We start from the raw sequence: 22,624 nt of genomic DNA on the forward strand, positions 1-22,624 counted from the left end.
GCAATTTTGAGATGGCCCTAAATTTTTAAACTATGAAGTCTGCCATAATGCAGCCTTATTTTATGCCATATATTGGCTATTTTCAACTTATAAATTTCGTTGACAAATTTATAATCTATGATGATGTAAATTATATCAAGCGAGGATGGATAAATAGAAACAGGATACTTATCAATTCTGAGCCGAGTTACATTTCGGTACCTCTTGTTGCGGTAAGCCAAAATAAACTAATAAAAGACACTTTGCTTAACAAAGAGGATGCGACTTTTAAGAAGCTTAAGAGAGCTGTTTTTTTTTCGTATAAAGCAGCACCGTTTTTTGATGAAATTTATACACTGATAGATAATATTTTAGTTTTTGAAGAAGATATAGCTAGCTTCAACACTAGACTTATTAAAGAAGTATGTAAATACCTCGGAATTGATACTGAAATAGTAGAAAGTTCGCGTGTATATAATAACATTAATTTGAAGGGTCAGGAACGAATTTTGGATATCTGTAAACAAGAAAATACTGTTCATTACATTAACCCGGTTGGGGGAATGGAATTATATGACCAGGACTATTTTATTTCAAATAGAATTCAACTTAGTTTTATTCAGAGTAAGAAAATAGAGTATAAACAGTTCGGTAATGATTTTGTGCCCTTTTTATCTATTATCGACGTTATGATGTTTAATCATCGAGACACTGTGCGCGAGATGCTCGGCGATTTCGAATTGATATAGAATATTTCGAATTGATATAGAATATAAAATGAGAAAAGTACTAATTTTTGGAGCTACCGGTACAATTGGTGCGTATGCGGCCGTTCATTTGAAAGGGTTAGGTTATAGTATTATAGCCTCCGGAAAGCGAGAGACTGATAATGGCTTTTTTTTGGATTATGGAATTGAGTATCTGCCAGCTGATATCACGGATAGAAGCGATTTATCTAAATTCGATGGACTGAACATTGACGCGATCATTCATTGTGCAGGCATGATGCCTGCAAAGATGGAAGGGTACGAACCTCAAAAATATATTGATTCCATTATTATAGGCACACATAACATATTAGAGCTTACCCGAAAGAATAACGTCCCTAAAATTATTTTTACTCAAACTCGGGCTGATTCAACTTATTTAATGGGTACCAAGACCCCAGTATCTTCGGATATTGAAAGGCGATTTCCATTGATGGGCGACCATGCTGTATATGCTATTTGTAAAAATGCAGCAGTAGATTTCATTGAACACTATTTCCATCAACATGGCCTTTCAAGGTTTGTCTTACGGCTTCCAACTATTTATGCATATCATCCTGATCCCTATTTTTATGTAGATGGCAAGAAGAAGATGATGGCTTATCGATATATGATTGAGAGAGCGTCTAACGGCGATAAGATAGAACTTTGGGGAGACCCTAATATGGAAAAGGAAATTGTAAGTGTGAGAGATCTTTGCCAAATTTTCGAAAAATGTGTTGAATCGCCGCTGCCGGGGGGAATATATAATGTAGGTAGGGGCGAAGGAGTGACTTTAGAAGAACAAGTGAAGGGAATTATATCAGTTTTTGGAAGATCTAATAACAAATCAGTAATAGAATACAGACCAGATATGCCTAACTCGAGACAGTTTATACATGATATTTCAAAAACCAAAGAGCAATTAGGATATGAGCCCCGATACGATTACATTAGTCTATTACTCGATTTCAAAAAAGAAATGGAAGAAGAAAGATTTTCAAAGTTGTGGGGAAAAATGAAAGACTATGGGACAGTCATTGGGTAGAGTCCAAGTTATATGTCCTAAGAACAACGAATCAGAGCGAAGCTATATTATTCAGTGTTTGCTGGGTGATTTTTTAGACGTAAAGTATGAGCTCATTTTCGACGACACTGCCAAAAATTATACTCTTGTCAGTGGGAATGGAAGAATTATTTTCGAAGATCATTTTTTTCGAAAATTCCCAAGCCCCCTAAGTTATCTTTCAGATAAAAATTTGCCACAGCAGCTTAAATGGTTAGAAAATGATTTGGGCGTAGGTCTTCCTATAATATTTGGAAACAATTCTTTTTCAATTACTGCTGATTCGGTTGTATGTGGACTAGATGTATTTGCCTCAGCCTTTTTCTTCTTGAGCAGGTGGGAAGAATATGTAATATCAGACAAAGCAATTACTGGCCGCTGTAACGAATATGCGTTATTTGTTGTTAAGAATAATTTATTTATGCGGCCGATCGTAAATGATTATGTAGAGTTTTTGCGACGGTTGTTATTCCATATAGGATTAGATATCCCAAATAGTAGGAAGGCCACGGAGGTTCTGTTAACTCATGACGTAGATTGGTGCTATTTAAGTAGCCAAAGAACATTGTTTCGGAATTTACAAAAACTTGCTTTCAAAGAAGGTAAATTAAAAAAGTCGTTGGTGGTGTTTATAAGATATTATTACTATTACTTGCGGGGTGTGAATCCGTTTGATTCTTTTGATGATTTAATCAGAGTCAGTAAAGAGCACAATTTGCCTGTGTCATTTTTTTTTAAGGCATGTGAAGCAAACGAGGCAGGATTCACCTATACGCTAGCTCACCCCTTGGTAAAAAAAATGATACAGAAAGTTTTAAATAACGGATGTAACATAGGGTATCATCCATCTGAAAACACCTTGGGAAATCCAAAGCAATTTCATTTGGAATTAGAACGCTTACAAAACGCAGTTGGTGAAAATGTAGTAAAAGGGGGAAGAACTCACCTACTTCTTTATAACAAGGATACATATGACTATTGGGAAAAGGAAGCCCTTCACTTTGATAGTGGGATGGGCTTTCAATATCATAACGGTTTTAGATCCGGTGTTTGTTATCCGTATCGGATTTTTGACATTTACAAAAGGAAAGTTCTAAATCTAGTCCAAACCCCCTTTATTTTAATGGATACTGTTTTTCTGCGACGTGGCTCGACCCCTCACGACATTGAAAAAGAAGCTAAGTTGCTGATTGATACCGTGATTAAATACCGAGGCGTAGTATGCATGAATTGGCACAGTAATCTTTTCAATGTAATTGAAAGGCGTATATATAAAAAGCCGTATTTTAATATTCTTGAATATTTGTCAAAGAAGATAGTATGATTCCTTTGGTAAGCATTTCGTGCGCAACGTATAATCATGGAAGGTTTATACGGCAATGTTTGGACGGGTTCTTAATTCAAAAAGTGAATTTTCCGATAGAGATTTTGGTTCATGACGACGCATCTGTTGACGGCACTGCAGAGATTATTAAGGAATATGCAAATAAGTATCCACAAGTCATAAAGCCATTATGTCAAACTGAAAACCAATTTTCAAGAGGTATAAACGTTACGCTAACTTATAATTTCAGTAGGGCGGAAGGCAAGTATATTGCATTGTGTGAAGGCGATGATTATTGGACAGATTCTTATAAATTACAAAGGCAAGTAGATTTTCTAGAAAACAATCCGGAATTTTCGTTGGCATGCGGTGGGTTTATAAAAAGGATTGTCAACAGCGGAGAGGAGTACATTGATGTTATTGATGATTATAAACTATTTCCGATTCGGAGAGACGGTGGTTTTGAATTTTCGTTAAACGACCTGCATAAAAAATGGTTAACAAAAACGCTTACCGTTATTTTCAGAAAGGATTTTTTGAATACAGACGATTTATTTCGGTTTAAATACTTAAGAGACACCCATCTATTTCATCAATTGATAAAAAAGGGGAAGGGGTTCTATTTTACAGAGCCTTTTGGAGTTTATCATGTTCATCAGGGGGGGATTCACAGTACTAAAATTGGCAGCGAAAGAGCTGATATTGCGTATGAAATGCATAAGGAGTTATATGAGATTGTTGGAGATAACTACAGTAAACGTAAATTGTATGAAAAATCGATGAAAAAGTTAGCTCATGAAAGTAGCTCTAGGTACGCCATCAGACATTTTTTAACTCTTAGTTTTCGTGCAATGGGATTGGCAGATTCATTTTTCGAAATCATTAAGGTGTTCAAACTTATTTTTAAAAAGCTTTTTAGCTTTTTCATTAAAAAAGAAAACAATAAAGTGGTGTAATACTCAACCCTTATAATAAAAAAAACAATCCAATGGCTGATGTTTCAATTGTAATTCCCACGTTTAACGATAAATCATACTTAGAAAAAACCCTCAATTCGATATTGAATAGCAGCATGTTTCAAGGAGAAATTGAAATTATTGTCATCGATAACGGATCTACGGACGGGACTGTCGAATTTTTGTCTAAAAAAGAAAGTATTATATTTCTACATGACACGCGTAATTTGAATAGCCCATATTCCTGCCGGAATCGCGGGATAGAGGCTGCGACAGGGAGTGTTATTATTCTATTAGACGCAACCTGTGTCCCACACGCAGATTGGCTTAAAAATGGCGTAGCCTACCTTATTGAGAATAATGTTGACGTTGTAGGGGGGGACGTTCTTTTTGATTTCGAAGGTGAATTATCGGCGGCAAAAATATTTGACTCCTTAACCAATATAAGGATGAAGGAATCAATAGAAAATCGCGGGGTCGCAAAAACGGCAAACCTATTTATAAAGAAAAATGTATTTGAAGTTGCTGGGCTTTTTCCAGAGGGTGTGCGTTCTGGAGCTGACGTGCGATGGACACACAGGGTCTCCAAAATGGGATTAAAAATTCGGTTTTGTCGAGATTCAATAGTGTATAAACCGGCAAGAGGATTTAAGGAACTGATAAAAAAGCAATGGCGAGTTGGTCTTCATCAGCCCCTGATTTGGCGGGAATTAAGTAAAAAGTATAGTGTTTTTAGTTGTTTGAAAAAATTGATTGTTCCGGTATCGCCAGTAAGTGTTAGGAGGTTATTACGTGAGAATGGAACTACGGACATGCAGGGTTATTACTTGAGAGTATGGTTTGTCGCTCAATTTGTTAAGAGCACGATGGCCGTTGCCAACATAGTGGGGATATTAAGATTAAAGAAGGCAAATGAAAAATACCATTAGGTTATATGAGTTATTAGTTATAAGCGCTAATAAAGGGTTGCAACTACTTCAGCAGAATGGTGCAATGCCCTCAGGGCATAATGGCCCTTACAATGATCCCGAGACATCCGTAAGGAATACCTCACATTGGTTAATCATATTTTTGAAAGCCTTGGAGATCTCAGCAGATAAGCAATTTGAAGATGCAGCAATTAAATGCTTAAAATATATCATGAGTTCTGATGCGAGACCACATGGATTTACATTTTGGCACCGCACCAAAAAAGGCAAAGACTCCACCAACGGTGTAATTGGTCAAGCTTGGGGAATTGAGGCGTTAGTTGAAGCATACAAGGTATTCGGTGAGAAGGAGATAATATCTCTTGCTTTAGATCTATTTAATCTTCATCCATATGACGAAAAGTTAAATGGCTGGAAAATTGTTGATATCGATGGTAAACATATAGGTTTTGATTATACATTCAATCATCAACTATGGTTTGCTGCAACTGGGGTTTTGTTGGAACAAGCGACTGGTAAATTGTTAAGAAGCGTTCAATCTTTTTTGGAAGCGTTACCGAGGAATCTTCAAATTTACCCAGATGGAATAATAAAACATGTCCCAACGCTATACTTAAAACACGGCATGATTGAAAAAATTAAAGCCAGCGCATTTGAGCTCAAACACCGTTTAGATTCGTCGAAGCACTTGTATTATAAGTCCGTTGGATACCACGGCTTTAATTTGTATGCACTGAGTATAATTGACGAAACAGTGCCATCTTTAGAGATTTTTGAAGTCAGTAAGGTCAAAAAGGCTATGTCAGTATTAGAAATGAGTAATTTCGGCAATAATCTTGAGAAGAGTAAGTACGGTTACCCTTATAATCCTGCAGGAATCGAGTTAGCCTATGCATGTCAGAGAGTGGCCAAAGAAAAAGAAAGCAAACTCTGGATACAACAACAATTCGATAGGACGTTTGATTTAACGGCAAATTTAATGATAAAAGGCAAGCCGTTTGACGTTAATACTGCTGCTGCTAGACTTTATGAAGCAGTTCGGTTAAAGGATGCTGAAATCGTTACCGACGGAAGAATATGAATATATTAATTCTATCCAGTGTATTACCTGCTCCAATTGCAACAAAAGCAAGGGAAAATGACGTTTTACTTAGAACTGCAGAATTTCACGAAAGTAAGTATACAGATGTAAAGTATTTTTTCGTTTTTGTCGTCCCTTATTCAAATTTTATACTTTCGCTGTTTTCAATAAAATGGAAGGATTTCCGGGTATTAAGAAAAAACAAATCTTATCATCATGAGGGCAAAAGAATTGAGGTAATATCCGTTCCTTCATTTAAGTATGACACCAAATTTAAGCCGCTATTAATTAAGCTTGCTTTTTTTACCTACCAACGCAAGCTAGCCAAGATAATTAGTGCAAATAATATCGATATAATTCATGCTCATAATGTAGGATCGGATGCGGGTATCGCGCATCAAATCCATAAAAGGTTTAAATTACCTTATATTGTTACTACTAGAGACATCCACCGGTCAAAAATAACAAGATTCGTCAGCAAAAATCTTAAGGATGCTAAGGCATTAATAAGCTTAAACAACAGTATTAAAACAATTGCTGATGGATATAATTCTAACTCGTATTTAATCCCGCATGGCATTGACGACAAGTTTTTGAATTTGTCTGTTTCATCTAAAGCCAATAGAGAAACCAAATTGAGGATTGTTACAGTATGTAGGCTTCTTGATTGGAAGAATATAGATAAAGTATTATTGGCACTCAATGATTTTCAAGAAGATTTTTTATATCATATTTACGGAGAGGGCCCTGACCTTGCACGGCTTTCATCGATTTTGGAACAGTTAGACATTAAAGAAAAAGTGGAATTTAAAGGATACATTCCTTATGAGAAAGTACCTTCGACACTCATGCAATACGATGTTTTTGTGCTTTTAAGCTTTCCTGAAACATTTGGGCGTATATTTGTTGAGGCGATGGCATGTGGGCTTCCAATCGTTTGTTCGAAAGGATGCGGTATGGATGGCTTTATTGAAAATAATATACATGGTGAGCTGATTGATCATAGATCCAAAGAGGATTTAGTGAAGTCACTCAATCATTTATCTACAAACCAAGACTATAGAATAGAGCTGGGAAATAATGCAAGAAACCTTGCTGCGAGTTTCGCATGGGATTCTGTTGTGGATCAGTTAGACGATAAATACCGAAAATCTCTGGACGATAAGGAATATAATTTTGGGTGACATCTTTTCATACCTTGTTTATCTATCACTATTGTTTGCCATCTTCGGTTTAACTAAACTGGGGGCTAAATTAGTTGTGAATGATAGTAGGGTTCCAGATATCTTAAGAAATGACCGTTTAAACATTTTTCATTATTTAGCACTACTGTTAATTTGCATAGTTGTAGGGTTTCGTAATAACGTCGGAACTGATTGGGCAAACTATGTAATGTGGTTTAATAGTATAGAGAAAAATCCCGCAATTAGCTTTGAAGATCAAAAATCAGAAATAGGATATTTTTGGTTGTCGAAATTGGTAGCGTTCCTCGGCGGAAATTATAACATTTTGTTTTTTTTTGTTGCGGGCATTTCATGGACCTTTTTGTTTAAAAGCTTTCACATCCGTGTAATTCCATTTATTTTATACTTTCTTTTTACTGATGAGTATTTCTTCAGTTCAATGAATATAGTTCGTCAGTTTTTGGCGCTGAGTATCTTTGTTTATTCGGTTAAATTCATCGCCAATAGGAATGTATTGTCATATGTATTATGTATTAGTCTGGCGGCATGTTTCCATTATAGTGCGTCAATCTTGATTTTATTGTACTTCGTGCCATTCGGAAAACTGTATCATCGGACTGTCTGGCTATTGTTGTTTATTTTGTCCACATTATTGTCGAACATTCCTGGATTGATTAACCACTTGTTAGCAATCTTCGTTAAGATTTCTTCAATTGTTCCTGTATTGGAGCACTATATAGGCTATCTATTGAAAGACAAGTTTGATGCTTCGAGATCAAATGTTAATCTTGGATATTTATTTAGGGTATGCGTGTCAGTATACATTATTTTCAAGAGTAAGGCAGTCATTGCTAAATATCCTAAGACAAAGCCGTATTTTATATTATTTTTTCTTGGTGCAATTATTTATAATTTGTTTTACATGTATCCTTTGGTGACCCGGTTTAATCATTATTTAACTATTATGAGGCCGGTTACGCTGGGTTTGGTCATATATAACGAGCTCCCAACTAGAAAGGGCATATTAATTGCTTTAGGTATAATTGTCTTGTATTTATTTTTATACAGTGTTATGATTTCGCAGGGTGTAAGCAATTCTGCTCCCTACCATTTCGATTTTTAGCGTATACCTGATGATTTCTAATGACACGAAACGTATTTCACGATATGATAAATTTAAAGTTTTCTTCTGTACTTTTCCTGTTTGCAATATTTATGAGCTCATGCTCGACGCTTAAAAGCCAGAATATAAGTCTAAATAAAAAACCTACAATATCCACAGCTCCGAATTACAAGTTAACAGGAAATAATCCTGAAGCACTAACTGACGGTTTTGAAACGCAAGGCAATAAATTTTGGCAGCGTGAAACTTCTTTGGGTTGGACTAAAGTAAACGAGATTATAATTGACATAGACTTAAAGCAAGATCAGAATGTTGAATCGGTAAGTTTCAATACAGCGAGAGGTAGTAGCGCTGAAGTAAATTACCCGAAACATGTCTTTTTGTTTCTAAGTAATGACAAGAAGCAATATACTTTTTGCGGGGATATAGTTAAAAACGACTCGAACGTTCCAGGAGGATATAAAGTCACAAAGTTTACTCTTGAAGGTATTGGATTAAATGGCAGATATGCAAAACTATTTGTTATTCCGCAGGGAAAATATGTCTTTTGTGACGAAGTGCAATTTTTCGGAGGAGAAAGATCAAATAGAAGGCAATCATCCGCAGAAACCATACCGTCGGCAGAAATAAGTTCTTTCGTTAATGATTTAATAGTTTTAGACCAAACCCAAAGTACACTTAACACTTACTTGGAAAGGGCAGGTATAAAAGATAGAGTGATGTATTCGAACTCGACTGAATCGAGCGCGTCTACGCGAAAGAGGGATTTAGAAAGTTCCTATTACGATATGCGGCGAACACAATTACGGTCAAGGTTTAAAGAGACTCTTCTTGTAAACAAACTGGAGATATGGAAGGACGATCTTTTTGGAGAAGTTCCTGATAAAAACGATGCTAATTTGGTTTTTAATTTGAACCTTTTAAAAGGCGGAACTCAATATGGGGGGTTCCAAATTACAAACACGAGCGATAAGCCAAGTGAAGTAATTCTTAGTACTCAAGACGCAAATAGTGCCGTAGAGATTCGGCTTTTCTCGTTACCAACAATCGTTTCAAAAAATAATCAGTTTTTATCGGACCCGCTCCTTGAACTGTCGAATAATAGAAAAATAGCAATTGCACCAGGTAGGAGCGAGATCATCGGTTTTTCGGTGAAAGGTTTGCGTGACGGGGTAACCTCTCCTAAAATAATTATAAAAGGTGTTCAAAGGGAGGAAGTGACTCTAAATGTTAGGGTCGTTGGTGATGCTGTGAAGACGAACGAGCTGTTGAATGCAAATGTATGGGCATATTTAGATTATCCACTGTTAAAGAATAGAGCACCTGCCGCTATAAAGGACTTAGAAAATCATCATATCAATACTACTGTTGTTAGAGCTAAATATATACCAAACCTTAATAGTAAAGATTTTATCAGTCTTAAAAAGTATATTAGTCAATTCTCTCAAAATAACAATATTCTATTGTTTATAAACTGGCAAAATAAGAAAAATTGGACTTTTGATCAGATGAAATTTATGTCTGATGGATGGAAATCTACGTTTAAAGATTGGTATTTGACGATGTTGCAATCTTTGGAAAAAGAAGGGTATAAAAGCAGTCAGGTATTTTGGTACCCTTATGACGAAGTAAATGGTGACTATATAAATGAATTAATTGAATTTTCGAAGTGGGCAAAAAGTGAGATTCCCTCGCTTCAATTATTTGCTACTGTCATGAATAAAAGCGGTGCAAAGATAATTCCATATGTTGATATCGCCCAGATAAAGGAGATTCTGGTTGCACAGAATAACCTTAAACCTCGGAAGCAATTATGGATTTACGAAGTTATCGAGGATGCAAGTGATAAGTCTCCTTTAAAGGATTACAGGCAAATGGTTTGGAAGGCATTCTTTTATAACTCACATGGAGTTGGATTTTGGAATTATGCGGACAATCGAAAAACAGAAAATCCAATCACTAGACATCATTCAGATTTAGATCGTGATTATACAGTTATATATACTGGTTCGGGCGGAGAAATCGTTTCTTCAAGAAGATGGGAAGCATTTAAGTTAGGGATCGAAGATTATCAGCTTTTAAACGCCCATAGTGAAAAGTTTGGTTTAGAAGCGACTAAGAAAAAAATAAGTAGAATATTCAATACTAAAAACGGTTTCGAGTTAATAGGTCCAATTCGAGAAGAAATATTTGACGATATTTACAAATCGACAAGAAGGTAGATTCACCCTTAATAACAATTTGGCTTTACACTATTATTAATACTGGATTATTGAATGAAGAAGGTGCTATTTATCCTGAACAACGCCCCTAATTACCGTGATGTTTTTTTAAGAGAGCTTGGCAAACATGTAGACTTGACAGTGATGTCGAGGTTAGGGAAAAACATTGGGTTAAATAACCCGCAGAAGAGAGAAAACTATCGATTTATTGAATTGAAAGAGCGCAAACTATTTGGTTTGTACTTAAACCCTATACAATTTACTTTTGCTTCGAAGGACTTTGACGTGCTTATCCTAGGAGTTGGTATCCGTGAACCATTTGTGCTTTTGAACCTATTGCGGAAGGATGTTAGAAAAATATCATTCGGACACATCTATTCTTATAGAGATAATAAAATTAATAATATAGTTAGGCAGTGGTCATTTCGAAAATGTGATGCATATTTAGTTCACTCAGAGGCCGTGCGGAAGAGACTTCTGAAAGAGGTTGATAAACCTATTTATTCTTTTAATAATACTTACTTTTATAAATTCGAAATCCAATATCTCCCTCTACCACCTAAAGATAACGGTCTAAATATACTTTGGGTTGGCCGCTACAGAACGGATAAACATAAATTGCGGAATATAATCTATTTGCTTGATATAGCGTCCCGTAATTCACATATTAACCTCATGTTGGTAGGTACAGGCATGGTTGATGCATTGCGAAACACCAATATCTCCCACAATGTTGAGATTGTTGATGAAGTTTTTAATAATGATGAATTGAAGAAGTTATTTGAATGGAGTCATGTTGTGATGAATCCTGGGCACATGGGGCTTCTAATTGCAAACGCTGGCCGGTTCGGGAGGGCAGTAATACTAGATAGTAAAACACCTCATTCTCCAGAAGTGCAATTAGCCTACGATGCTAATCAATTATTTATAGATTTCGATGATAAAAAGGAGGTTGACAAGTTAATTAGTGAGCTTAGTGATCCGACAAATACGTTTTTAAAAGAAAAGGGTGAAGAAATAGTTTCAGTTATGAAACAAAAATATAATATAGAATATATGCTTTCGCAATTTTTATCTGCGATTAACGAGAGTTAAAACGATGGCAAGTTTCTTAAACTACTTAAAAAAGAGCTCATTAAACCTCCCGATACCATTAGGACAACTGCTTGCCCAAATTCCATATTCATTTCGGCCCGGTATTGGAAATGTTTATCGGCAGCAATCGCGTTATATAGATGAATATGCTGAATACGATATTGGCAAGAAGGAAAAGTATCTCTTCAATGAGTTTTATAAGGTGTTTAAACACGCCTATCTCAATGTACCATTTTATCGTGATTTATATAGAGAGAATCGAATAAATTTAAAAGATATCAGATGTTTTTCGGATATTGAGCACATTCCAATTATTAGAAAAAGCGACTTAATAAACGTGCCATTGAAGGAAAGAAGTTTCGATTTGAAAAACCGTATGTTGGTCAATACAGGTGGTTCTTCCGGAAAGCCTTTATCTTTTTATATGGACCCAAGTCGATACGGTAATGAATGGGCACATATCCATAAAATCTGGTCGGTACTAGAATATACTCCTACTTCTTTGAAAGTGAACTTTGATGGCAGATCAACAGTTACCGACTACATTCAATACGATTTTGTAAGGAATAGCCTTCGCTTCGATATATATGCTGACCCATTTGTGGTATGTAGAAAACTGTTGCCTATTTCAAAAAGATATAAAATCGAGTATTTGCATGGATATCCAAGCGCGATATTTGAATTTGCATTACATTGCAAGGCCGCGGCACCTGAACTGCTGAATGTTCTTTTAAAAACGTTGAAAGGGGTTTTTTTGGTGAGTGAATTCCCTTCGCCGAATTATCGAAATACCATTGAAGAAGTATTTCGGGTCAAAACGCAGTCGTTTTATGGTCATACGGAAACATGCGTTATTGCTGGCGAAATTAGCCCAAATAAGTATCAAGTATATCAAACGTATGGCCTAGCAGAAGCTGTCCAGCAACTAGACGGTACGGAACACTTGGTCGGCACATCGTTCTTCAATTATGCATCTCCATTTATTCGGTACGATACTGAAGACAAAATAGAGACGATTAAAACAGACCACCGAATTCTTAATATATTTGGAATAACTGAAGGTAGGATAGGAGAATATATAGTGGATAAAAATGGGAAGAAAATATCTTTAACAGGCCTAATATTTGGGAGACATCACAAGTTATTCGATATTTGTAAACATATTCAGGTAGAACAAAACGAGTTAGGGAGGGCTACCATCTTCTATGTGGCGGCTGTTGATTCAGTTATCAATCCAGAGCAATTGTTTGATTCGGAAAACGTACAAATGGATTTCACTTTCGTGAAGATTAATGAGCCGTATCGAACAAGCTCAGGAAAGATTAAACTATTAATTACTGATAATAAATGCTAATAAGCATCATTGCCGGAGCACGGCCTAATTTTATGAAAATTGCACCTATCATAGAGGCAATTCAGAATAAAAAGAACGAAGGTGTCAATATTGGTTACCGTTTAATTCATACCGGGCAGCATTATGACAAGAAAATGTCTGGCGATTTTTTTGAACAGTTAGGTATCCCGGAGCCAGATGCTAACTTGGAGGCCGGAGGTGGTACGCAGGCTGAACAAACGGCCGCGATTATGGTGCGCTTCGAAAAAGAACTCATAGAGAACCCTAGCGATTTAGTTCTGGTTGTAGGTGATGTGACTTCTACCATGGCGTGCGCCATAACTGCGCAAAAACTGCACGTTAAGGTGGCACACGTTGAAGCGGGAATCCGCTCTGGAGACTGGACGATGCCCGAGGAAATCAATCGCTTAGTCACAGATAGTATTACCAATTATTTTTTTACAACTTCTGACACTGCAAATGAAAGTTTGAAAAAGAGCGGTATTGCCAAAGAAAGGATATTCTTCGTTGGTAACACCATGATCGATACCTTGCTTAAGCAACGACCACGATTTCAAAAACCCTCCATATGGGATGATTTGAAACTCCAAGAAAAAGGTTATATTGTGATGACATTGCATCGGCCTGGAAACGTGGACGAGGAATCGAAACTTAAAGCCCTAATGGATGAAATCATTGCTCATTCACACAACCTTCCGTTGGTCTTCCCTGTGCATCCACGCACGGCGAAGATGTTGGGAAATCTAGGGATATCTCATCCCCGACTCCACATGATTGAGCCACTAGGATACCTTGAATTTAATTACTTAGTAGAGCGTGCGAAAGCGGTAGTTACCGATTCAGGAGGAATAACCGAGGAAGCTTCTGTAATGCGTGTTCCCTGTATGACGTTAAGGGATAATACCGAACGACCGGAAACGATGGAAATGGGCACGAATGAGTTACTTGGCACTGATCCGAGAACCATCGGCCCGGCTATGGAAAGGCTATTCGCCGGCGCCTGGAAGCAAGGGGCGGATATACCTCTGTGGGATGGTAAAACTGCAGAAAGGATCGTAAAACACGTTATTGAACTCTATAATCAGTAATGTTTAGCAAACTGAAGACGGTTTTTAATACAATCAAGTACCTGAAATTTACCCAGATACTTCACCAAGTTAAATACCGTCTTATTTCCCCTAAGACTTTGAAATCCTATAAAGGTACGAGGTCGGTAGGCTTCGAACCCCTACTTAATTTCACCATGTATCCCGCCGTTGTATCCTGTTGGGATGGGAGAGCTGCCTTTACCTTCTTGAACCTACGTGTCGATTTTGAAGAAGGAGTTGACTGGGATTTTCAACAACACGGAAAGCTTTGGAACTATAATCTGCAATACGCCAACTATTTGCTCCAACCAGATGTTCCAAATGGCGCAAAAATCAAAGTGATTAAATCTCAATATGAATGGTTGATCGACGGGCGTCTCACTTTAGAACCCTACCCTGCCTCATTACGGATAATCAATTCAATACGATGGATTGTTGAAAATCAGGTCGACGATTCCGAGCTGTTACATTACCTCTATGCAGACCTTAAATTTTTATCATCCCGCTTAGAATATCACTTGTTGGGGAATCATATTATGGAAAACGCGTTTGCGTTAATGATGGGGGGGGCTTTTTTTGGGTACGGGCCATGGCTAACTACCGGAGGAAAAACACTAAAAAAGGAGCTTTCAGAACAAATAATGCCTGACGGAGCACATTTCGAGCTTAGTCCAATGTACCACAAGATTATTTTCTTTAGAATCCTCGAATTAATTGATTGGTATTCATCATGGCCCAACCACGATCAAAACTTCAGGCGCTATTTAGAACAAAAGGCCTCGGATATGTACGCGTGGCTTAGCAATATAACATTTCGAAATGGGGATATTCCCCACTTCAATGACAGTGCAAATGCTATAGCTTTTCCCGCTAAGTGGTTAATGCGATACGCGGATCAACTAGGAATAACCGCATCGAGAAAAGTACTATATGAATCGGGCTATAGGAGCGTCACCAAGGGTGAGTATGAGCTGAAGATTGATTTCGCACAATTAGGCCCTGCCTACCAGCCGGGGCATGCCCATGCAGATGCATTGAGTTTTATTTTGCACTTCAAAAATGAGCCCGTATTTGTGGAACAAGGCACATCAACCTACCAAGTTGGTACCAGACGAGATCTTGAACGCTCAACGCAGGCGCATAATACAGTGGTTGTAAACAACGCGAATCAATCGCAAGTCTGGGGAGGGTTTAGGGTAGCACAACGCGCAAGAACAACAATATTAAAGGATGCGGTCGATGGTGTTTATGCAGCGATGCATGATGGATATCGGCGATTTGGGGTGAACCACACTCGTTCCTTCAGCATTGAACCGTCCAAGATTGTGATTACGGATACGTTAACTAAGTCAGTAAATGCGACAAGTTATTTGCACCTTTATCCCAATGTGGACATTCATGAAGTATTGCTTGATGCTATATTATTAACGAATGGAGTGAAAATTGTTGTCGAAGGCGCTGATTCGGTAATTGTAGAAGAGTATGATTTTGCAGAAGGCTATAACGTTTATCGTCAAGCAAAGCGAATTGCGATTCCATTTACACAACATTTGAAATCACTAATTTATTTTGAAGAACAGTTAATCAATTAATGAAGAAAATCCTTTACCTCACATTCTACTTCGAGCCCGATCTCTGTGCAGGCTCATTTCGGAACTCTCCTCTAGTTAAAGAACTTGCCCGGCAGCTGGAAGACGATGCCGAAATGGATGTGATCACCACCTTACCCAATCGGTACAGCACGTTTGCTGCCGATGCGCCAGCCTTTGAAGATCGTGGAAATTATAAGATACACCGAATAACCATTCCAAAGCATCAAAGCGGGATGCAAGATCAAATTAAGTCCTTTAAACGTTATTTTTCGGAAACTAAACGACTGATAAGAGGGAAAAAGTATGATTTGGTAGTAGCCTCCTCCTCCCGGCTTTTTACCGCATATTTGGGATACACTGTCGCAAAGAAGCAACGCATACCGCTATACCTGGACGTCCGGGATATTTTTACGGATACCATGAAGGACGTATTGAAGAGCTCATTGATTAAAGCGGCGGTGCTACCGGTACTAACGCAAATCGAAAAAAAGGTTTTTAACTACGCCTCGCATATCAACCTAATAAGCGGTGGCTTTAAGCCATATTTCGACAAATATACGAGGCCGTCATATTCGGAATTTCCCAACGGTATCGACAATGAGTTTTTAAATCTGCAGGCTTCTACCCCAAGTCAAAGGGATGTAAAGACCATCGTCTATGCAGGAAATATCGGCGAAGGCCAAGGGCTCCATATCATTGTGCCGCAAGCCGCAAAACAGCTCGGCGACGCATATAAGTTTGTGATCATCGGAGATGGTGGTGCGAAAGCAAAGCTGGAAGCTGAACTCAATCGACTTAATGTGCAGAATGTGGAGCTCCGGGCACCCGTAAAGCGGGCGGAATTGTTGGAAATCTATCGCGATACCGACTTTCTCTTTTTACACCTGAACGACTACGACGCGTTTAAAAAGGTGTTGCCCTCTAAAATATTTGAGCTGGGTGCTTATGACAAACCCATTATCGCAGGAGTGGCTGGCTTTGCAAATGAATTTATCAAGAAACATATCCCCAACCGTATATTATTTCTGCCCGGTGATGTTAATGGCATGGTAGGTCAATTGGAAGCGTATCAATATGAAAATATGGTCAGGACTGAATTCCTGCGTCATTTCAAACGTGAATCTGTTAACGAACAAATGGCATCGTCTATTCGTCAGTACATATGAATGTTGTAATAACAGGAGCCTCTGGTTTTGTTGGACAAAACCTCCAACCATTTCTTGAGGAAGATGGCTTTGAAATATCGCCCCTGTCTCTTCGCCATAATAGTCAGCATGAGGTGTCGGACCATTACGACGCTATCATCCACCTTGCTGGCAAAGCCCACGACACGAAAAACATCAGTGCTCCCGATCAGTATTTCCGGGTAAATACCGAGCTAACTAAGCAGTTGTTTGACCGATTTCTGCAAAGTGATGCACGAGATTTTATCTATTTCAGTAGTGTAAAGGCGGTCGCTGATCAAGTTGCGGGTCATCTGGTCGAAGATGTCGAGCCTAATCCCCAGACCCCTTATGGCCAATCCAAACGGCAAGCTGAACAATACTTGAATAGCCAGTCGTTGCCCGCTGGAAAGCGGTTGTTTATTTTAAGGCCCTGCATGATTCATGGCCCAGGCAATAAGGGCAATCTTAATTTGTTGTATCAGGTGGTGAGTAAAGGCCTGCCTTGGCCGTTGACTGCTTTTGATAACGAAAGATCATTTCTCTCCATTGATAATTTGAATTACATCATTAAACGGATATTGGAAGATGCAGATATCCCTGGAGGAACATATAATTTGGCCGACGATGATCCATTATCTACGAATGAGTTGATAGGACTCATCGGACAGGCACGGGAAAAGAAGCCTTCGCTTTGGAAAATACCTCGCGGAATAGTAAGCGGTATAGCGAAGATTGGGGACACCTTGCATCTGCCCCTGAACAGCGAACGTTTGAAAAAGCTGACGGAGAGTTATGTAGTGAGGAATTCGAAGATTAAATCGGCGTTGAAGATCGATAAACTTCCGGTTTCTGCTAGAGAGGGCTTATTAAAAACGCTACGGAGTTTTTAACTGACCAATCAAAACATACCGCCGAATACCAATATATAACATGGTGAGTAAAACCAATACGCAAATAGCTACGCCGATCTGTGTCCTGGCTGGATGCGGTGAGGCAACCAACGCGAGCACCCCTATTACCACTTGAAATACCCCATAACAAACCGCAATCACCAGCCGATTGCCCCTAGCCTCATTCGCCAAGTACTGATACAAATGCGTCCGATGCGCTTTGAAAATATTCTCCCGCCGCAATAACCGTAAAATAATCGTCATCACACTATCCACGCCGTATACCGCAAAAAACAGGATATAGATCACATTACCAGTAGCCAAAATCAGGCTCAACGTAGCGAAAAGCAAAATAAAGCACATGCTTACGCTACCCACATCGCCTGCAAAACATTTCGCTCGCTTGCGGAAGTTGAAAAAAGCAAATACCCCATTGGCAACAGCGGTACAATAAAGGAGCCGATCGTCAACGAAGCCTACCTCGCGATTAGCTAACCACAGCAGCAACAGCACGGCGAAGCTATACATCGCGGTAATACCGTTGATGCCGTCCATGAAGTTATATGCGTTGATGGTACCGATAACCAATACCAAGGCAATCGGAACAACCCACCAAGCGTGGTCAAACAGCTGGACTTCGAGAAACAGCAACACCACCGATAATAAATGGATGCTGATGCGAATACGATTGGATAAGGTAAGGATATCGTCGAGAAAGCTGATCAGTGTAATCAACGTAAGCCCGGCAAAAAAATAAGGGTAGGCGGCACCGCTCCAAATAAACCACGCCAGTACGCCCAGGTAAAAAACAATCCCGCCGCCACGGATGGTTACGGTTGTGTGGCTGCTCCGCTCATTCGGTTTATCGATGATGTTATACCGATCGGCAATGCGGAAGTACACCAGCATGGCGGCAAAAAGCAAAATGGCTATCAACGCATAAAACATGGCGCAAAGATAATTAAAGCCTCCCATCTACCAAACCGCGGTCCAAACACGCTTTGGTATCGAAAATGATTCCATTATTGCGTTTTACCTTTTGGTAATCGAATTTCAGGAACTCGCTATGGGCAACGGCCACAACAATGGCATCGTAAACGACGTTTTTATCCACCTCGTTCAGGATAGCTAAACCATATACACGTCTTACCTCCTCGGCATCAGCCCAGGGATCAACGATATCTACAGCAAGGCCAAATTGCTCCAGCTCGTGGTAAATATTAACAACCCGCGTGTTTCGGATATCGGGGCAGTTTTCCTTGAAGGTGATTCCCATAATAAGTGCTCGGGAGTCTTTGATTTTATGATTCTTTTGAATCATTAATTTAACGACCTTGTCGGCCACGAATGCTCCCATCTGATCATTAACCCGGCGGCCGGATAAGATAACCTGCGGAAGGTAGCCGAGCGATTGTGCCTTACGCGCGAGGTAATAGGGGTCTACACCAATGCAATGGCCGCCCACTAAGCCGGGCTTGTACTTCAAGAAATTCCATTTGGTGCCGGCTGCCTCGATGACATCGTTCGTGTCGATACCAATGCGATCAAAAATCAGGGCCAACTCATTAACGAAGGATATATTAACGTCGCGTTGCGCATTTTCAATCGCTTTGGAAGCCTCGGCTACCTTGATGCTGGGGGCCAGGTGTGTTCCTGCCTCGATGATAGAACGATACAGATCGTCTATGCGTGCTGCGATTTCCGGTGTAGAGCCGCGGGCACACCGCTGCCCTACCGAAATGAGGCGGATGCAGTTGGTTTTGGTTTCAAGGCGTATTAGGAAGCGTGAACGCTAATAACCTGCCGTTTCATAAAAGTTCAATATCCATTCTTCGTAACAAGCCGTCTTGTAAAGTATACATGTGCTTTACTCTTCCATCAAACATTAGATTGCCTGCTAAATCCTTCACTATTTGGTGAACCATAATTTCCAAGGTTCCATCCTGCCTTTCATTAAATTCAACGGGCTCAACGTTGGGATTTATCTCGGTCCATTGTCTTGTCCAATATTTTCTTATTTCAGGATGTCCATTTACATATCCCCCTTCAAATGCTTTTGGCCATTGAACATTCGGATGCATTGTTGACAGCGCCATATCGATGTCTCTTGCATTGAAGGCGAAATACGCTTTTTTAATTAAGTCTTGGGTTTGCTTTTCCATAATCATGATTTTTTGTTTTACGGCGCAACCTCGCATTAACCGAGATGAAAAAGGTAAATTGTGCTCAACTCCCAAATCTTCTTTATCCAAAAAAGCATCTTCTATATTAGTTTGCGTACCCTCAATCTTGCTACTCTGTGTAGTGTAGGTAGTAGATAACCGTATTGGTGTCCCACAGATAGTCTATTCCCATTCGTTGCGTAGGTCTTGAAGTTGGCGGTCTATCTCTTCTTTATTTTGGGGAGTCATTGCCCCTTTGTATTTAGCGATGAGATCTTTCTTCAATTCTTTATCTGTCGAAGTCTGCCTGCGAACACGGACGAGCTTCAGCAATTCCAAATCCTTGAGCAGGTTCATCGCCTTATCGTTCAAAATATCTAATGTCACAGTTTTCATAATACACAAAGATAGCAAACTTATTTTAAGCAAAGTAATGCACAACGCCAGCATAAACTGAGCAATACGACCGATGAAAAGAACAGACTACCTAACCACAGTAACAGCAACACCGCAAAGCTATACATGGCCGTAATGCCATTGATGCCATCCATGAAGTTATAGGCATTGATGGTATCAGGTCAGAGCAGGACAGCGCTACGGGTAAGTTTATTTACCTTACATCGATTAATAAACTAAGCTCCATCATGAAATCCCATCAGACAATCCCTCTTTTAACCCTCATTTACCTTTTTCCGGCGATTATCGCCACCTTATCCTGCGGCAACGAACTTAGCATTGATAAGTCAGATGATCAAATAGATACGGTAAAAAGCGGCTACAATCGCGTATTTTCACCTAAAGCAGGATGGGATGTTTACGATGGTGGTGGTTACCGCTATGGGCCATCTATCATTACTGACGATGACGGCCTGATACAGGCATGGTTTGCTTCTCCCGGCGCGGTACATGGGATGGATGTATTGCTTTATCATGCAGATGCCTCCCCGCGCCCGATCGCAATTGAATCCAGCGACATTGTTGCACAACATTTTATGGCTACCGATGCTTTTTACTCGATCAATGTGAGGTGTCCTAATTGGAATTCGACAAATAGCGCATTAACGCTCCGGCTGTATTCTTGGCTCGGCGATTACGCCACATCCATCGCCACATCCCCAATTGCCTCGATGCACTACGACAACTATACCGACAACCAATACTTGCAACTCGCAAACCCGGGAAAATTTGCCTCCGGAGCGTATATATGGACGCTTAGCGAAGGCAATGGAACCGCAGGTGTATGGTCAAGAACGGAAGCAATGCCAAACAGCACATCCTATTTTAATGGCGAGTCCGTCGACGAGGCTTATGAAGCTTATTTAATGCTTGAGCAAAATTCAGGCACAGTGTACTGGGATCAAGCGATGTACCGTACCAGTATAGATGGCGGTAAAACGTGGACAGCAGATGTGCCTGCGTTAAGCCCCACTGACGGATCCCGCGATGAGTATTCAGTCTGCGACCCTGGTGTGGTCAAAATCGGCAACTATTACTATGCAGGCTATACTTCCACCGAAGACGAGGGGATGATCTTTAACCACGTCTACGTCGCGAGGTCGACAACTCCCACCGGTCCCTGGCTCAAATGGGATGGCACTGGCTGGAGCGACAATCCCCAGCCCGTTGTCGAATTTGACGGTCACCAGGATGCATGGGGAGCCGGCGAACCCAGCATGGTCATTAACAACGATACGCTATTTTTCTACTATACCTGGACCGACAAACACCTCCATGAAACAAGAGTTGCCATTGCCGATGCCACTGATGAAAACTGGCCCGCTGGGCTAACCTACAAAGGAATAGCTATTGACAAACTTAATATCGCAGGTTCAGATCATTGCGATGTTAAATACAGACCGGATATCAAACGTTATCAGGCAATCCATACGGCGGCACGTATGACAGCAAGCAGCTACATCGTTCTATGGGAATCCAGTGATGGACTCCGGTTTGAAAAGGTCGGCGAGATCAGACAAAACCTGAAATCACACTTGCATAATTGCGGTTGGAGTGGGGATCTGCATGGCCATATTGATCCTTCGAAACCGCAATACATTTCTTATGCTTATGGCTCGGATTGGGGTAACTGGAAAACCTCCTGGCACCCGATCACTTTTTAGAATCCGCAGCATTTACACATAAGTGTTTTACCTGATACAACATCTTGTGAATACAACAACGATATGCTGTCGTTTTTATGCGTTTGCCCTGACCATTGGTGCCCAGATGGCACTGCTGTAGTCCGGGGTAATTGCATCTACCTCATAAGGGTTTTTTGCTGAGATACTCCCATTTTTGTAGCTAACACCTCTTGTTTCATTCCTTTCATTTGTCGGATAAAACGAATTTTTTTACCAAGGTTAACTTCTTGATCATCAATTGATTATTGTTTGCTGGCCAAACAAAGATACAAAATATTATGGCATTAAAATAAAGCTTTAGGTGTATTTTACAACCAGTTTAGGCGTAATTTACAACCAATGAATCCTCTTTCTTTACCGGTACTTTGTGTAGTGTCTATAACGGAGGTCACTGGGCCACGGTTTACGGTAATGCCGGGCCAGTGATTTCGGGAATCATTGGGCCAAAAAGTTCGCATTTCATCACGGAGGTCATTGGGCCAAAACGAGGGGTGAATATGACGGATTAACGGAGGTCATTGGGCCA

At 39.6% G+C, this 22,624-nt stretch carries 20 protein-coding genes and 1 pseudogene; 16 read left to right on the forward strand and 5 right to left on the reverse strand.

Annotated elements, in window-relative coordinates; genetic code table 11:
* The first annotated feature begins 32 nt into the window (after window positions 1-32).
* From U9S71_RS10970 to U9S71_RS11035, 15 genes are all read left to right on the forward strand, one after another.
* On the forward strand, window positions 33-728 hold the full coding sequence (locus tag U9S71_RS10970; protein ID WP_326327472.1) for a WbqC family protein: 696 nt from the start codon (window positions 33-35) through the stop codon (window positions 726-728).
* Between the two features lie 28 nt (window positions 729-756).
* Window positions 757-1,773 (forward strand): NAD-dependent epimerase/dehydratase family protein, encoded by a 1,017-nt coding sequence (locus tag U9S71_RS10975; RefSeq protein WP_326327474.1) that lies wholly within the window; start codon window positions 757-759, stop codon window positions 1,771-1,773.
* Window positions 1,754-3,115: a DUF7033 domain-containing protein gene (locus tag U9S71_RS10980; RefSeq protein WP_326327475.1), complete on the forward strand. Its 1,362-nt coding sequence runs from the start codon at window positions 1,754-1,756 to the stop codon at window positions 3,113-3,115. The genes U9S71_RS10975 and U9S71_RS10980 overlap by 20 nt, the downstream gene beginning before the upstream one ends.
* Window positions 3,112-4,071: a glycosyltransferase family 2 protein gene (locus U9S71_RS10985; RefSeq protein ID WP_326327477.1), complete on the forward strand. Its 960-nt coding sequence runs from the start codon at window positions 3,112-3,114 to the stop codon at window positions 4,069-4,071. Before U9S71_RS10980 ends, U9S71_RS10985 begins: the two co-directional genes overlap by 4 nt.
* 32 nt (window positions 4,072-4,103) lie before the next feature.
* A complete protein-coding gene (locus tag U9S71_RS10990; RefSeq protein WP_326327478.1) occupies window positions 4,104-5,000 on the forward strand; it encodes a glycosyltransferase in 897 nt (298 codons plus the stop codon).
* Window positions 4,984-6,081, forward strand: coding sequence for an AGE family epimerase/isomerase (locus U9S71_RS10995; RefSeq protein ID WP_326327480.1), 1,098 nt, complete (start codon window positions 4,984-4,986; stop codon window positions 6,079-6,081). The genes U9S71_RS10990 and U9S71_RS10995 overlap by 17 nt, the downstream gene beginning before the upstream one ends.
* Complete coding sequence (locus U9S71_RS11000; RefSeq protein ID WP_326327481.1) at window positions 6,078-7,265, forward strand: glycosyltransferase family 4 protein; 1,188 nt, start codon at window positions 6,078-6,080, stop codon at window positions 7,263-7,265. The genes U9S71_RS10995 and U9S71_RS11000 overlap by 4 nt, the downstream gene beginning before the upstream one ends.
* Window positions 7,266-7,341: 76 nt before the next feature.
* The gene (locus tag U9S71_RS21055; RefSeq protein ID WP_436410320.1) at window positions 7,342-8,388 is read left to right on the forward strand and encodes an EpsG family protein; all 1,047 of its coding nucleotides are present in this window, start codon (window positions 7,342-7,344) and stop codon (window positions 8,386-8,388) included.
* Window positions 8,389-8,432: 44 nt separating this feature from the next.
* Window positions 8,433-10,610, forward strand: a complete 2,178-nt coding sequence (locus tag U9S71_RS11005) for a hypothetical protein (RefSeq protein ID WP_326327483.1) — start codon at window positions 8,433-8,435, stop codon at window positions 10,608-10,610.
* A 54-nt stretch (window positions 10,611-10,664) separates the two neighbouring features.
* A complete protein-coding gene (locus U9S71_RS11010) occupies window positions 10,665-11,705 on the forward strand; it encodes a glycosyltransferase family protein (RefSeq protein ID WP_326327484.1) in 1,041 nt (346 codons plus the stop codon).
* 4 nt (window positions 11,706-11,709) lie between these two features.
* Window positions 11,710-13,059, forward strand: a complete 1,350-nt coding sequence (locus U9S71_RS11015; protein ID WP_326327486.1) for a phenylacetate--CoA ligase family protein — start codon at window positions 11,710-11,712, stop codon at window positions 13,057-13,059.
* On the forward strand, window positions 13,053-14,147 hold the full coding sequence (gene wecB, locus U9S71_RS11020; protein WP_326327488.1) for a non-hydrolyzing UDP-N-acetylglucosamine 2-epimerase: 1,095 nt from the start codon (window positions 13,053-13,055) through the stop codon (window positions 14,145-14,147). The genes U9S71_RS11015 and wecB overlap by 7 nt, the downstream gene beginning before the upstream one ends.
* On the forward strand, window positions 14,147-15,739 hold the full coding sequence (locus U9S71_RS11025) for an alginate lyase family protein (protein ID WP_326327489.1): 1,593 nt from the start codon (window positions 14,147-14,149) through the stop codon (window positions 15,737-15,739). The genes wecB and U9S71_RS11025 overlap by 1 nt, the downstream gene beginning before the upstream one ends.
* The gene (locus tag U9S71_RS11030) at window positions 15,739-16,905 is read left to right on the forward strand and encodes a glycosyltransferase family 4 protein (RefSeq protein ID WP_326327491.1); all 1,167 of its coding nucleotides are present in this window, start codon (window positions 15,739-15,741) and stop codon (window positions 16,903-16,905) included. The genes U9S71_RS11025 and U9S71_RS11030 overlap by 1 nt, the downstream gene beginning before the upstream one ends.
* Window positions 16,902-17,795, forward strand: a complete 894-nt coding sequence (locus U9S71_RS11035) for an NAD-dependent epimerase/dehydratase family protein (protein WP_326327492.1) — start codon at window positions 16,902-16,904, stop codon at window positions 17,793-17,795. Before U9S71_RS11030 ends, U9S71_RS11035 begins: the two co-directional genes overlap by 4 nt.
* Here the strand turns inward: U9S71_RS11035 and U9S71_RS11040 are convergent.
* The 5 genes and pseudogenes from U9S71_RS11040 to U9S71_RS21060 form a co-directional block, all read right to left on the reverse strand.
* Entirely contained in the window at window positions 17,781-18,743 is a 963-nt protein-coding gene (locus tag U9S71_RS11040) for an MraY family glycosyltransferase (RefSeq protein ID WP_326327493.1), read from the reverse strand. The genes U9S71_RS11035 and U9S71_RS11040 overlap by 15 nt on opposite strands.
* A gap of 13 nt (window positions 18,744-18,756) precedes the next feature.
* Window positions 18,757-19,524, reverse strand: a pseudogene (locus tag U9S71_RS11045) (nucleotide sugar dehydrogenase); the annotation flags it as partial.
* Window positions 19,525-19,603: 79 nt separating this feature from the next.
* Window positions 19,604-20,047, reverse strand: a complete 444-nt coding sequence (locus U9S71_RS11050; RefSeq protein ID WP_326327495.1) for a nuclear transport factor 2 family protein — start codon at window positions 20,045-20,047, stop codon at window positions 19,604-19,606.
* 93 nt (window positions 20,048-20,140) lie between these two features.
* Window positions 20,141-20,353 carry a hypothetical protein gene (locus tag U9S71_RS11055; RefSeq protein WP_326327497.1) on the reverse strand — a complete coding sequence of 71 codons (213 nt, stop codon included), beginning with the start codon at window positions 20,351-20,353 and terminating at the stop codon, window positions 20,141-20,143.
* A gap of 20 nt (window positions 20,354-20,373) precedes the next feature.
* Window positions 20,374-20,526 carry a hypothetical protein gene (locus U9S71_RS21060; RefSeq protein WP_436410321.1) on the reverse strand — a complete coding sequence of 51 codons (153 nt, stop codon included), beginning with the start codon at window positions 20,524-20,526 and terminating at the stop codon, window positions 20,374-20,376.
* A gap of 75 nt (window positions 20,527-20,601) precedes the next feature.
* On the opposite strand from U9S71_RS21060, the gene U9S71_RS11060 reads away from it, so the two are divergent.
* Entirely contained in the window at window positions 20,602-22,077 is a 1,476-nt protein-coding gene (locus U9S71_RS11060) for a glycoside hydrolase family protein (RefSeq protein ID WP_326327498.1), read from the forward strand.
* Window positions 22,078-22,624 lie beyond the last annotated feature (547 nt).

Source organism: Parapedobacter flavus, assembly GCF_035818675.1.
Lineage (GTDB): Bacteria > Bacteroidota > Bacteroidia > Sphingobacteriales > Sphingobacteriaceae > Parapedobacter > Parapedobacter flavus.

What these genes read in the sequence shown, in the direction of transcription:
- U9S71_RS10990 (WP_326327478.1), top strand. Translation starts at nt 4,104, where the DNA reads ATGGCTGATGTTTCAATTGTAATTCCCACGTTTAACGATAAATCATAC.
- U9S71_RS11015 (WP_326327486.1), top strand. Translation starts at nt 11,710, where the DNA reads ATGGCAAGTTTCTTAAACTACTTAAAAAAGAGCTCATTAAACCTCCCG.
- U9S71_RS10980 (WP_326327475.1), top strand. Translation starts at nt 1,754, where the DNA reads ATGGGACAGTCATTGGGTAGAGTCCAAGTTATATGTCCTAAGAACAAC.
- U9S71_RS10975 (WP_326327474.1), top strand. Translation starts at nt 757, where the DNA reads ATGAGAAAAGTACTAATTTTTGGAGCTACCGGTACAATTGGTGCGTAT.
- U9S71_RS10995 (WP_326327480.1), top strand. Translation starts at nt 4,984, where the DNA reads ATGAAAAATACCATTAGGTTATATGAGTTATTAGTTATAAGCGCTAAT.
- U9S71_RS11055 (WP_326327497.1), bottom strand. Translation starts at nt 20,353, where the DNA reads ATGAAAACTGTGACATTAGATATTTTGAACGATAAGGCGATGAACCTG.
- U9S71_RS11030 (WP_326327491.1), top strand. Translation starts at nt 15,739, where the DNA reads ATGAAGAAAATCCTTTACCTCACATTCTACTTCGAGCCCGATCTCTGT.
- U9S71_RS10985 (WP_326327477.1), top strand. Translation starts at nt 3,112, where the DNA reads ATGATTCCTTTGGTAAGCATTTCGTGCGCAACGTATAATCATGGAAGG.
- U9S71_RS11040 (WP_326327493.1), bottom strand. Translation starts at nt 18,743, where the DNA reads ATGTTTTATGCGTTGATAGCCATTTTGCTTTTTGCCGCCATGCTGGTG.
- U9S71_RS11010 (WP_326327484.1), top strand. Translation starts at nt 10,665, where the DNA reads ATGAAGAAGGTGCTATTTATCCTGAACAACGCCCCTAATTACCGTGAT.
- U9S71_RS11000 (WP_326327481.1), top strand. Translation starts at nt 6,078, where the DNA reads ATGAATATATTAATTCTATCCAGTGTATTACCTGCTCCAATTGCAACA.
- U9S71_RS11060 (WP_326327498.1), top strand. Translation starts at nt 20,602, where the DNA reads ATGAAATCCCATCAGACAATCCCTCTTTTAACCCTCATTTACCTTTTT.
- U9S71_RS11035 (WP_326327492.1), top strand. Translation starts at nt 16,902, where the DNA reads ATGAATGTTGTAATAACAGGAGCCTCTGGTTTTGTTGGACAAAACCTC.
- U9S71_RS10970 (WP_326327472.1), top strand. Translation starts at nt 33, where the DNA reads ATGAAGTCTGCCATAATGCAGCCTTATTTTATGCCATATATTGGCTAT.
- U9S71_RS11025 (WP_326327489.1), top strand. Translation starts at nt 14,147, where the DNA reads ATGTTTAGCAAACTGAAGACGGTTTTTAATACAATCAAGTACCTGAAA.
- wecB (WP_326327488.1), top strand. Translation starts at nt 13,053, where the DNA reads ATGCTAATAAGCATCATTGCCGGAGCACGGCCTAATTTTATGAAAATT.
- U9S71_RS11005 (WP_326327483.1), top strand. Translation starts at nt 8,433, where the DNA reads ATGATAAATTTAAAGTTTTCTTCTGTACTTTTCCTGTTTGCAATATTT.